At 62.0% G+C, this 12,709-nt stretch carries 6 protein-coding genes; all 6 read right to left on the reverse strand.

What is annotated here, in order from left to right; translation table 11 throughout:
• Window positions 1-13: 13 nt before the first annotated feature.
• The gene (locus tag NBY65_RS29465; protein WP_250265830.1) at window positions 14-1,003 is read right to left on the reverse strand and encodes a GSU2403 family nucleotidyltransferase fold protein; all 990 of its coding nucleotides are present in this window, start codon (window positions 1,001-1,003) and stop codon (window positions 14-16) included.
• A 360-nt stretch (window positions 1,004-1,363) separates the two neighbouring features.
• On the reverse strand, window positions 1,364-2,623 hold the full coding sequence (locus NBY65_RS29470) for a glycosyltransferase family 4 protein (RefSeq protein ID WP_250265831.1): 1,260 nt from the start codon (window positions 2,621-2,623) through the stop codon (window positions 1,364-1,366).
• 14 nt (window positions 2,624-2,637) lie between these two features.
• A complete protein-coding gene (locus NBY65_RS29475; protein WP_250265832.1) occupies window positions 2,638-4,302 on the reverse strand; it encodes a glycosyltransferase family 4 protein in 1,665 nt (554 codons plus the stop codon).
• A 16-nt stretch (window positions 4,303-4,318) separates the two neighbouring features.
• Window positions 4,319-5,122: a hypothetical protein gene (locus NBY65_RS29480; protein WP_250265833.1), complete on the reverse strand. Its 804-nt coding sequence runs from the start codon at window positions 5,120-5,122 to the stop codon at window positions 4,319-4,321.
• Between the two features lie 508 nt (window positions 5,123-5,630).
• Window positions 5,631-10,718 carry a DUF4214 domain-containing protein gene (locus NBY65_RS29485; protein WP_250265834.1) on the reverse strand — a complete coding sequence of 1,696 codons (5,088 nt, stop codon included), beginning with the start codon at window positions 10,716-10,718 and terminating at the stop codon, window positions 5,631-5,633.
• Between the two features lie 732 nt (window positions 10,719-11,450).
• Window positions 11,451-12,686, reverse strand: a complete 1,236-nt coding sequence (locus NBY65_RS29490; protein ID WP_250265835.1) for an FkbM family methyltransferase — start codon at window positions 12,684-12,686, stop codon at window positions 11,451-11,453.
• Window positions 12,687-12,709 lie beyond the last annotated feature (23 nt).

Raw genomic sequence — 12,709 nt, forward strand, 5'->3', positions numbered from 1 at the left:
TGACCAAACGGACCTATTCGGGCTTCCGGCCGATCAGCGTGAGCACCGCGTCGCGCACCGGCTGCGGCAGCTTGTGCAACATTGCCAGGGCCGCGGTCTGCCACTGATCGCGGCCGTCGTGGCGCAGTTCGTGCCATGTCGTCACCACCGCGTCCGGGTTTTCGCGGACCAGGGCGTCGAACAGCATTGCGGCCTGCGCGTGCAGGACGGATTGCGGCATCCGTCGCCCCGAGGCCAGCAGGCGCCACCAGGCGAAGCGGGCCGGGTCGGGCACGTTCACCAGGACGCCACTGGTGCACAGGATGACGCCGGGCTGCTTCTCGCACAGGAGATAGCCGAGCAGCCTGCGCGCCGGGGCGCCGGGGGCGTGGGCCGGAAGTGGAATGACGAACTCGACCTTCAGCCGCTTCGCTGCGGAAACGTAGGTGTCCGGTGGCACATGCGGCGGATCGGCCAGGCGGAAAGCGGGGTCGATGGTTTTCAGCAGGTCGAGTACCGGCGGTACCATGCCCTCGACGGCGATGGAGATGACGCGGAACGACCGGGCGCCGGGCTTTTCGTCAACCAGCATGGCATTGCTCAGCGACATTCCCAGCATCGGCCCATAGGCACGCAGCGCCAGCGTGCCGAAGAGCACCGCGCCGTCGCGGAAGAGTCCGTTTTCGGAAAGCAGCGTCAGCACGCGGCCGATATCCACGGGTACCTGCGGCACGGCACGCCCACCCACCAGGGCGCGCACGAGCACCCGCCTTGCGCGCTCGGCCGCGAGGAAGCGCTGCTGATGGCGCACGCGTTCCAGCAATTCCGGCGTTTCGGGGCCGATGTATTTCTCGTGGCGCCGCCCGTCGGAGCCGCGATACTGCAGATACCAGAAGCGGTGCCCCTTGACCGTCTTGCTGACCAGGCCGCGCTGGATGATGCCGGATATGGCTGACGCTTCCTCCAGCAAGGTATCGAGCAGCTCGGCGTACGTGGCCTGCAGTTCGGGGGGCAGGGCTGGCATGGCGTGCCGTGTGATGATCCTGTGCAACGCCACGCACTAATGCAGGCGTTTACTGTTTCAGTGGCCGATTCCAGTGGTTCTTGTGCTTTTCTGCCAAGTAAACTCTGCAAAGAGTAGGGAATGAATTTTTCACCTAGAGAGGATGATTAATACGCATCATGAGGCCGGTACGCACCATGATTTGTCATGGCCGAGCCAGGGTTCATGATGCCCTGAATGTTCATGTACTTTTCGACCCTGTGCAGGGGGGCGCCACCCAAGCCTGCCCGTGTCCGCACCAACGGTAGTGGCGGATTCCTGCGGCGCCCGTATACGGCGCCGGACTTGCCGGTGACGTCTCCAGCCTGGAAGGGATGGGCCTTACAGGCGCCGGTTTTGCTCCGCTACGGTCATGACCGGGCCTGCTGAAGCCAACCGATCGAGCAGCGCAAGCTGTGCCGGCAGGCATACCGAGACGAGATCATAGCGGTCGACGACGGTTTGCCTTGCGGCCTGGCGCAGGGGCAGGAGATTTTGGAACCTGTCCAGCGCCAGTGAGGCCTTTTCCGCGATCAGGTCGGTATCGAAGAAATCCACCAGCAACCCGTTCACGCCGTCCTCGATGACTTCCTGCACCGGCGGGGTCGCGGAGCCAAGCACCAGGCAACCGGTACTCATTGCTTCCAGCATCGACCATGACAGCACGAACGGATAGGTCAGGTAGATGTGACAACGCGACAGCCGCAGCACCGTCAGGTAATCATCGTACGGCAGCTTGCCAAGAAAGAAAACCCGCGACATGTCCAGGCGGTCCCTGACTTCGTTCAGGAAGCGCTGCTTCCATGTGCCGCTTGCCGGGGCCTGGCCGTAGGAAACGCCCTCACCACCGACAATCAGTGTCACGGCGTGTGGCCGGCGGCGCTGGATTTCCGGCAGAGCCCGCATGAAAACGTGATACCCACGATACGGCTCCAGATTGCGTGCGACAAAGGTGAGCACTTCATCGCCGGGCACGAGCGTCGGTCCGGTCTCCCCGAGCTTCAGGGCGCGCGTGGCATCTGGGGCGAGCAGCGCCGTGTCGATGCCGTCGTGGATGACCTCGATTTTCGGGTGGTGGATCGTCGGATGCACCGCCTTTTGCCAGTGCGTCGGACTGTAGCCACGGTCCATCGTCTCCAGTGTCAGGGCAAGATGCGCATTCTTCGCCCGCACCCGGGCCGCGCCTTCCCAGCCGGAAGGCGGGAATTCCGGATCGAAGCCGACATCGGCGCCCTGCAGCCGGTAATAGAATTCCAGAAAGCACAGCAATGGCACGTCGGGCCAGACATCCTTGAGGAACAGGCTTTCGCCCCAGCCGGGATGTGCGACGATGATATCAGGGGTGAAGCCCCGCTGCCGCAGCCCGGCTGCCGCGCGTGCGCAGGCTTCGCCGCGGATCGTCTTTGTCTCGAACTCGACCGCCAGCCTGTGGATGTTCGGGGTGCTCCCGCGATCGGGCTGATAGCGCACGATCTCGATGCCCGGCACGGCGCCACGGCTCTCGATGGCCAGGGCGAGCACCTGGTGCCCGGCCTTCACCAAGGCCTGCGCGAGATGGCCGAACTGGCCCGGGAAATTCTGATGAACGAACAGGATACGCAATCGCGACGCCTTCCTCATGTCGACGCTGACAGCCGGATCACGTCGAGTTTGTGCAGCCACACCAGGCCACGCGCCATGGCGCCCTGGCGGTCTGGCGGCAGCCGGGCAAGCAGTGCGTCCACGCGCCATGGCCGCTCTCCCAGCAGATCGATGACCATCTGGACATCCTCTTCGGGGGGAAAGATCGCCTGTGCGTAGCTGACCATCGCCAGGGTGCGGCGCGCAGTCAACACGGCAGCGTCGGTACCGGGTGCCAGTTGTGCCATGTGGCGATCGCCGAGCAGGGTGGTGGGATAGGAGATGAAGGCGGCGAGCGGATCGGGACGGGCGGGGTTGGCCGCCGGGGCAGGGCGGTCGGCGAAATCAGGATCGCTGCGCCGGCGTTCCGCCAGTTCCGTCCACAGCGCCTGATAGGCCGCGATCACATGCCGCCAGTCATACAGGGCTTCTGCGCGCGCCCGGCCGGCCTCGCCCATCTGCTGGCGCAGTGAGGCGTCGACAAACAGGCGCCTGAATGCTGCCTCGGCTGCCGCGGTGTCCACCGCGACCAATTGGCTCGCATGGCCGCAATACAGGTCGTAGCTGTCCGTGCCGCGTTCATACCGCGCCGCCAGATCGACACCGAGCGGTGGGGGGGGCATGATGGTAGGGATCAGAAAGCCATCGATGCCGTCGCGCACGCTGTCGCGGTAGCCATCCCAGTCGGAAACCACCACCGGCAACCCGGCGGCCATCGCCTCGATCGGCGTCAGCCCGAAGGTTTCCTGCATGTTGTCGGCGAGCGAGCAGAATACGTCCGCCGCGGCCCAGCCGGTGGCTTTCTGTGCTGTGTCGCGACCGTCCAAAAAGATCAGGTTGACCGATGGGGCGAGCAGTCGCCCGGCGTCGCGGAATGCTGCTTCGATGGCGTTATTGGCAAACCACCCGATCTGCAGCAGATGCATGCGCCTGCCTCCGGCGGCACGCTCCAGCGCCAGATACATCGGCAACGGATGCGCCTTGGCGTGGAAGCTCAGCCGGCCCACGAACAGCACCACCAGATCGTCCGCGGCGATGCCGAGCCGCCCCCTGGCTTCCGCGCGTCCCGCTGCATCGGTGCCATGTCCGGCGCAATCGACGCCAAGCGGGATCAACGGAAGCTGCGGCGGCTCGAAGCGAGTGGCGCCGAGACGCCAGCGCAGATACTCGGCTTGTGCCTGTAGCAAGTGCCGCACGGTGTCGCGCACTGCGCGCGAGGTGCACACCAGCGCGTCCCAGGCACGCAGCGGCGCAATGAGCAGGTCGGTGATGGCGTCCATGGCGGCGTGCGAGGCAGTGGTATGGGTAACGCCGCACAGCGAATAGGCCCGTTCGCCGACGCGCAGCCGCTCAAAGGCGTAAGGGCCGAGGCCGGGGCCTGGAAGATACAGGCAGCCGGGTGCGCCCAAAGCCGCGGGGTGGCTGGAGGCAATCCAGCGCACCGGTGCCCTGGCGCCCGTAGCGGCCGCCAGGGCGGCAAAGTCCTGGGCGTCCTTTGGACCCGGTGCATGACAATAGAATGCCTCGACACCGGCATGGCGGAAGAGACCGTGCAGGAAGCCGCTGCCGGCGGCCTGTCGGCCCATCAACTTCGGCCCGTCGGTATGGTAGCCGTCGGGTTGGAAATGGATGGCGGCATTGGCCGGACCGGCGTTGCTCATTGGGGCACCCTGGTGCTCATGCCACCTCCCGACCGAGCATCACCGCCCACGGCGTTGGTCCCGAGCGCCACTCCCAGACCGCCAGCAATTGGTCCAGATGGCCAAGTGTCTCGAAGAATCGGGGCAGTTTCACTGACCGACCGCCCTGCCGGATCATGGTGATCGCGTGCGTGGCACGGAAGCGATCCGGGATTTCCTTGCTTGGTTTTGCTTGGGGCGTGTCATGCAATTCAACGATGATGTCCATGCCTTGCAGGACGGGATAGCGTCGGGGATCAAGCAGATCCGTCTCGCTGCCTTCGATGTCGCACAGCACGAGTGCCTTCCGTCCGATGAAGCGTGCGAAATCCTCGCCCTGGAACACACCGCCGATGCTCACCCGTTCAGCCACGCCGTTGTGCTCGGCCAGATCCTGGCACATCTGTCGCGCCGCGATATTGCTGTCATAGGCATACACAATGGTTGCCGGCATCAGTCGGGCCAGGCCGACGGCGTAGTAGCCCTCCGCCGCGCCGATATTGATCACCACCTCGTAGCCGCGACCCACTGCCGCCAGGATATGGGCGTGCAGTTCCGCCTCGTAGCAGCCTAGCAGCTTGGGGACGTGGCACCCTTCGGCCGAGTGGGAAACGAATTGCATGCCCTGGAAGGGGCCGTCCAGCACGGCTAAACCGCAGTGCTGGATGAGAGTGTTCTGGATCAGGGTCGCCCGGTACTTACAAAGCAGGCGCAGGACGGTGTTGAGTTTTTCCGAAAGCAGAGCGGAGGCATCCAGATGCTGGCGCAGGGTCTGGTCAATGAGCTCATGCAGAGTGCTCACCCTTCGTTCATCTCCCATGGAGATCTTCGTCGCCGCAGCAGCCAGTGGGACCAGCAGTCATCACCGGCATTGCGTATTGGCCTCGATCGTCGATCCAGGCGATACGATGATCCGTTCTGATCGTGATATCGGAAACTGCCTGATAACCAGCCTACGTAATGTCACTTCGGTAGCCGGGCGCTGCGTCTCCTAGCCGCACAGATCGAGATGCGGCACATGGTCACGCCGTCAAATGGCGACCGGGCTGACTGTGTCATGCTGCGGACGATATCGGGTTGTACCGATGGATCGATGTCCAACCGTCGTTCCCGCCACTCCATCCCGGCGAGAGTTTTCGTTGTCTTGTCCTTGCACTTGGGTTCGCAGCCGCCGTGCAGAAAGGTGCGCGTGGATATGGCTGGAGTCCCTCGGCGTTTGTCACAGCTCATAAGCTTTCAAGAAGACACCCTGCCCTCTCAGGGGCAGGGTGCTTCTGGCGCCAGGGTGTTATCCAGGACGCACGAAGTACTCAGACAAAGTCACCGGCTGCTAAAGTTGACACGCCCTTCAGCAGCGTATAGCCGGTCGTGTTAGCCGCCGTGAAACCGCCATTGCCTACAACGACCAACGTCGCGACGTTGGCACCGCTCGCCGCGCTATTGACAGTAAAGATCTTCGTTGTCGAGTCATAGGTGCCAAGCATCGAATATGTCGTCCCATTGTTCAATGCCGTTGCCGCGGTGGCGCTGATAAGGTCGGTGGGACTGGCGCCGGCGTTTGTAACGTCGATCTTGTCGGTGCCAGTGACAAAGTCACTGATGATGTCAACGCCATTGCCGAAAGTCAGCGTATCGTTGTTGGTGATCGTCGCGCTCAGGCTGGTTGTCGAGGCGGCAACCGACTGACCGGCTATACCGGTTACAAAAGTATCGGCTCCCGAGCCGCCGGTCATCGAGTCCGCACCGGTCCCGGCGGTGATGGTGTCGTTGCCGCCACCGGCCACGATGGTGTCGGCTCCACTGCCGCCCGTGATGGAGAAGTTCAGGTCACCATCAGCAATCGTGTTGGCCGCCGTCGCCGCAGGGTTCACACCAACCGCGTAATCCTGCGTCGTGATCAGATTATCGTTGTTAACATTGACATACAACTTGCTGTTTGTCGTGTCGTATATGTACTGACCACGTTCGCCCGAGAGAGCGGTCTGGGCTGCGGTGATTCCAGCCACGCCAGCCGATACCCGCGTTGCGTTGACCGTGACACCGGAGACTTGGCTGCTGTAGTCCAACGCGAATTGGAACTTATCCGTGCCGCTGGTGAAGTCAGTGACACTGTCAGTTCCGCTGGCACCATTGGAATCACTGACGCTGTTGTAAACAAACAGGTCAGAGCCCGTGCCGCCGGTCAAAGTATCGGCCCCGGCATTACCGGTGAGCGTGTCGTTGCCAAGGCCGCCGGTCAGGCTGTCCATGCTGGCGCCACCGGTCAGGCTGTCGTTGCCTTCGCCGCCTGTGACGCTGACCGTTGCCGTCGTCGTTGTCTCGGCGCTGCCATCGAAGGTAAGCGTCGCCGTGCCGCCTGTCAGAGTTGCGGCGTTGACATTCAGACTGCCGCTCGCCGCCACCATCGCGTCATTGGTTGTGATCTTGATGGTATTATTACTATTCTTGACCACATTGATGGTTTCGAAGCCACTGACGTTGCTGCCGAAGGCCGCGCCTGTTGCGTTGTTATCGGCGGTCAGGCTGAGCACGTCGGCCGATCCGGTGCCTCCCTTGAGAGTATCGGCGGAGGTAATCGATGCCGCGGCGGCGGCGACCGTCAGCGTGGCTGCGGATGCCGAGCCGTCGACGCTGTCAGCGCCGGTGCCGAGGTTCACCGTCAGGGCATTGGTGAAGCCGGCGCCTACGGTGATCACGTCGTTTGCAGTATCGCTGCCGGTAACTGTGGTGAGGCCGGAGGCGTTCGCCAGGGCTCCCAGTGTCACACTGAGGACGGTAGCCGAGGTGTTCTGCTTCAATGTCTCGACACTGGTCACGCCGGTGAAAACGGCGTCGGCAATGACGGCAGCGGTTGTCACCGCGAGGGTATCATTGCCGCTCCCCCCCGCAACGGTGTCGGAACTGGTCAGATTGGCGTTAGCGAAGATAAAGGTGTCGTCTCCGCTGCCGCCAGAGAAGTTCGATTTTTCAGTGCCGCCGGTAATCGAGTCATTGCCAGCACCGCCCGTGACAACCAGTGTGTTGGTCTGGCCGGTAGCTTCACCGGAGCTCAGAGTCAGAGCCGCACTGCTGTTTGTCAGGGCGGACGCATTCACCGTCAATGTGCCAGCTTCGGCAAGCATGGCGTCATTCAGGCTGATCGTGAGACCCTGGGTCGGCGTGGCGGAAGCGACCACATTGATGGTTTCGAAGCCACTGACGTTGCCGCCGAAGGTCGCTGTTCCGGTGTCGGCGGTCAGGCTGATTACGTCGGCCGATCCGGTGCCGCCCTTGAGGGTATCACTGGCGGTGATTGATGCGGCGGCTGCTGCAACCGTCAGAGCGGCCGCGGATGCCGAGCCATCGACGCTGTCGTTGCCAGTGCCGATGTTCACCGTCAGGGCATTGGTGAAGCCGGAGCCCACGGTGATCACGTCAGCACCGGTGCCGTTGCCCGTGATGGTTGTGAGGCCGGCGGCGTTCGCCAAGGCTCCCAGCGTTACGTTGAGAAGATTGTTCGAGCCACTTTGAGTCAGCTTCTCGACACTGGTTATGTTGGTAAAGGCGGCATCGGCAACCGCGCCGGTGTCCGATATGGCGAGGGTATCGTTGCCGGTACCGCCTGCGACGGTATCAGCACTGGTCAGTTGTGTGCTGGTGAAGTTGAAGGTGTCGTCTCCAGCGCCGCCGACGTAGTTGGACTTTTCGGTGCCGGCCGTCAGTACATCGTTGCCGGCGCCGCCGGTCACGTTGATCGTGGCGGTGCTGTTTTCATTGGAAGTGAAGGTCAGGGCTGCGCTGCTGTTCGTCAGGGCAGTGGCATTCACCGTCAGGGTACCGGTGTTGTCGGTCACCATCGCATTATTGGTGGCGATCGTGAGACCCTGGGTCGGCGTGGCGGAGGCGACCACTTTGATGGTCTCGAAGCCGCTGACACTGGAGCCGAAGGTCGCTGTGCCGGCGTCGGCGGTCAGGCTGATTACGTCGGTCGATCCGGTGCCGCCCTTGAGGGTATCACTGGCGGCGATCGATCCGGCGGCTGCTGCAACCGTCAGAGCGGCCGCGGATGCCGAACCATCGACGTTGTCGGCGCCAGTACCGATGTTCACCGTCAGGGCATTGGTGAAGCCGGAACCCACGGTGATCACGTTGGCGCCGGTGCCGTTGCCCGTGATGGTCGTGAGGCCAGACGCGTTCGCCAGGGCTCCGAGCGTCAGACTAAGATCAGTGTTCGTGGTACTTTGAGTCAGCTTCTCGACACTGGTTATGTTGGTAAAGGCGGCATCGGTAACCGCGCCGTTGTCCGATATGGCGAGGGTATCGTTGCCGGTACCGCCTGCGACGGTATCAGCACTGGTCAGTTGTGTACTGGTGAAGTTGAAGGTGTCGTCTCCAGCGCCGCCAGCGTAGTTGGACTTTTCGGTGCCGGCCGTCAGTACATCGTTGCCGGCGCCGCCGGTCACGTTGATCGTGGCGGTGCTGCTTTCATTGGAAGTGAAGGTCAGGGCTGCGCTGCTGTTCGTCAGGGCAGTGGCATTTACCGTCAGGGTGCCGGTGTTGTCGGTCACCATCGCATTATTGGTGGTGATCTTGATTCCCTGGGTCGGCGTGGCGGAAGCGACCACGTTGATGGTCTCGAAGCCACTGACACTGCCGCCGAAGGCTGCGCCTGTTGCGTCGCCATCAGCAGTCAGGCTGAGCGCGTCGGTCGATCCGGTGCCGCCCTTGAGGGTATCATTGGCGGTGATCGATGCGGCGGCTGCTGCAACCGTCAGAGCGGCCGTGGATGCCGAGCCATCGACGTTGTCGTCACCAGTGCCGATGTTCACCGTCAGGGCATTGGTGAAGCCGGAACCCACGGTGATCGCGTCAGCGCCGGTGCCGCTGCCGGTGACGGTCGTGAGACCAGACGCGTTCGCCAGGGCTCCGAGCGTCAGACTAAGAGCAGTGTTTGCGGTGCTCGTTGTGAACGTCTCGACGCTGGTCACGTTGGTGAACACAGAATCGGCGACAGCTCCAGCGTCTGTCATGGCGAGGGTATCGTTGCCGGTACCGCCCGCGATGGTGTCGGCGCTGGTCAGCGCAGCGTTCGCGAACTTGAAGGTATCGTTTCCGTCACCACCAGCAAGCTTATCGGCGCCAGTTCCAGCGGTAATGACGTCGGTACCGTTTCCTGCCGTGATTGCTACGCCAGATGTAACGGCACTTGCGTTGATGGTGGCATTGCCTGAATAGGAGCTGGCATTGACGGAGGTTGGCGATCCTACCAATGTAAGACCCAGATTGGCCGCGTCACCACCTACCGTTACGCTCGTTTGACCAATTGCTGTTGTGTTCAGTGTCAGGTTACTGTCAACCCCGCTGGCAGTCAGGGTTATGGCTTCCAAGGTGTTAGTGCCGGCTGTTTTGGTCAGTGTGAGAGTGCCGGTGTCTCCATTGACCGTGATGGCAGCAACATCAGCACTAGATGACAAGGATGCATTTGTATAATTTAATGTTGTTGTTGCGCTGGAATTGTTTATATAAAATGCAGCAGCGGCATTGCCTATATTTTGGAATGTTACATTATTGGCAAGACTGCTCTCGTTAACCAGTGTGGTGTAGCCACTACTGTTGGAGAGATCGAGAGTTGTCGTGCTGGCAGTAGATGTAATTTCAATTCTTTCGATGCCCGATAAAGTTGGGCGAACCGTCACTGAACTCAGCGTGGCGGTCAGGGTATCGTTTCCGCTGCCACCGCTGAGCGAATCGCTTGAATTGAGCGAATTAGCCGTCGAACCATCAAACCGGTCGTCACCGGCACCACCGGTAAAGTTATTAATTCCGGTCGTGAGCGTAAAGGTCTGCCCGGCTACTGTGGCGCTAGTGTATAATGTGGTTCCATAGGCACTCGTAGTGCCTTGCCCAACTGTATTAAGGAAAGTGTTAACAGCCGGGGTGACACGTGCCACGGCTTCAGGGGAGACCGCGAACGCATACTGGATCTGCGCCGGGCTAAGTCCGGAATTCAGCCAGCCTGTCAGGCCCGCCGTATCCGGCGAACGGCCAAGTACAGTCTGATACAGAGCTGTCAGGAAGGCCTGATTAACTGTACTTGGATTACCATAATACGCTCGACCTTCAGCCGAGCCCGCGATGGCTGCTGCGATTTGCTGGAGCGGCATGGTTCTTGCAGCAGCAACCCAGTTGGTCAGACCTGCCTGATCTGGCGCCCGGCCTAGTTCCGCCTGATAAATTTGAATGATAGGGGAAACGGTATTTTGCGCCTCAGGTGAGGTGACGAATGCATTGCGTACCTGATCGAGTGTCAGGGCGCCACTATTGACTACAGCGACCCAGTTCGCGATTTCGCTGGGGGACCCGGTGCGGGCAAGAATGTTCGTGTAGTAACTAGCGATGGTATCAGCAGTTGTCGCCATTGTTTCGACCCTTGCACTCGCCCTGACCTGGGGCATCGGACGGATAGGTTGGACGTATGTTCCAGCTAAGTAGAGATTCGGGAGTTATCTGGCAGCTAGTCACTGCCCCTACGGAATCCAAAGCGCAGTGCTGGATGCGGCATGTTTGTCTTGGCGCGCGAGATGTGCCTTGGCATAATATTACACAATCCGCACATTTTAACTTGATAGAAGTATAGCGTTAGGCTGGCGCAGATATATTCCACCGAACTGGATCACAGTAAAGATAATTTGTCGCGAAATATAGTTATGTACAATAAAACAATATTTTTAAGATGTGCATATGGTCTAGCAATTTAGACGAAATGAATCATTATCTATTTCTATATAGCGAGTATTTTATTTTTGGTTGTTTTTAGTAAAAATTTACTAATTCGCCTCGATGCCTTAAGATAGCCTACTGCTGCGGCATGCCTGATGTTCATTGCTCGTGAATGAAATTTGGCACAGTCCTGGAAATACAGCTTTGCAGATCCATGCATTTTTACATGGAGACGGGCTGCAAAGCAGCGGCGTATCCTCGGCCCCGGTCACGCTGCAGCGGAGTCCGGCGCGGCGTGCGGTCAGATCCGTCGCCGTGGAACTGGTCAGTTCATCGCGAAGAAGCCGTCGGCCGCCAGGGCGGGCCATACGCCGTGTCCGGAAGCCAAGCCCCCGTACAATTCCCGACCGGCGCGGCCAGCCCGAGGCCCCCTACACGCCGCCCCGGCGCAGCAGCCGGCTGAAATACACGGTGTCGCGGAGTGGGGCGGTGATCCGCCAGCACGTGGAAGTGTAGACGGCCGCCAACTCGGCACGTGAGCGGGCATGCGCAGCCTGCTCCAGGCCCAGCCTGGCCTCGGTGCCGGCATGGACGGCCTGCGCGTCGGCGAGCGCCGTCCGGGTCTGGGCGTGGGCCGCCCTTTCGGCGGACAGTTCCGTGCGGGTCCGGGCATGAACCACTTGCTCGGCGGACAACTCCGTGCGGGCCCGGGCAAGGGCCGCCCGTTCGACGGACAGCTCCGTGCGGGTCCGGGTGAGGGCCGTCTGCTGGGCGGACACCTCCGCGCGGGTCCTGGCATGGGCCGCCTCCTCGGCGGCACAGGCCGATAGCGCGTGGCCATGCGCGGCCTGCTCGGTGGCCAGCGCCGCTGCAAGCTCGGCCTCCCGCCGCGCCCACGCATCCCGTGCCTGGGCCAGCTCCTCCGTCAATGCTGCCGCGCGGGCGTGTTCGGCGTCACTGCCGCGCACCTCCCTGGCCAGGCGGAAATGATCCAGCACGCTCGCGGGCGCGCTCAGGCGCGGCAGCAACTGGTCCGCATCCTCGTCCCGGCAATAGAAGCGGTTCAGGCCGTCGAACAGACCGAAGCGGTAGCCTGCCTCCAGCAGCCGCGGTTCCCAGTCCGCATGGGTCGGCCGTCCCTCGGCGTCGACGGCCTCGACCAGGATGATCCTCGGGCGGACCTGCTTCCAGTCGGCGGAGGCAATCACCACGGCCTCCGACCCTTCGACGTCGATCTTCAGGAAGTCCACGCCGGAGTCCGGGACGTAGCTGGCGAACACATGGCCAAGGGGAAGCTGCGGAACCTCTTCCGCCGGGGCGGCCGAGCGGGTCGCGGCAATGTCCGCCCTGAGCGTACCATGGCCGCGGGTGGCCGTCGGGAAGAAGCCGGCACGCCCGAACTCCGGCCCGATGGCCGCATGCAGGTTGACGTCCCGGGGTCGCGCGGCGACGAGGGCCGCATGCAGGCGCGCGTCGGGCTCGATGTTCACGCCATGCCAGCCCTGCATGGAGAAGTGGTGCGTGACACTGTCCTCCAGGGGATCGCACGCGCCGACATCGACGTAGAAGCCGGTCTCACGATCGGCGAAGACGCGCCTCAGCACCACATCCTCGTAGTTCTGCGCGTAAGACAGCATGAATGGCAGCACCCATCCGCCTCCGGTCATGTGGTCCGCATCACGATGGACCG

This window comes from Rhodovastum atsumiense (assembly GCF_937425535.1).
GTDB lineage: Bacteria > Pseudomonadota > Alphaproteobacteria > Acetobacterales > Acetobacteraceae > Rhodovastum > Rhodovastum atsumiense.

What these genes read in the sequence shown, in the direction of transcription:
- NBY65_RS29465 (WP_250265830.1), bottom strand. Translation starts at nt 1,003, where the DNA reads ATGCCAGCCCTGCCCCCCGAACTGCAGGCCACGTACGCCGAGCTGCTC.
- NBY65_RS29490 (WP_250265835.1), bottom strand. Translation starts at nt 12,686, where the DNA reads ATGACCGGAGGCGGATGGGTGCTGCCATTCATGCTGTCTTACGCGCAG.
- NBY65_RS29475 (WP_250265832.1), bottom strand. Translation starts at nt 4,302, where the DNA reads ATGAGCAACGCCGGTCCGGCCAATGCCGCCATCCATTTCCAACCCGAC.
- NBY65_RS29485 (WP_250265834.1), bottom strand. Translation starts at nt 10,718, where the DNA reads ATGGCGACAACTGCTGATACCATCGCTAGTTACTACACGAACATTCTT.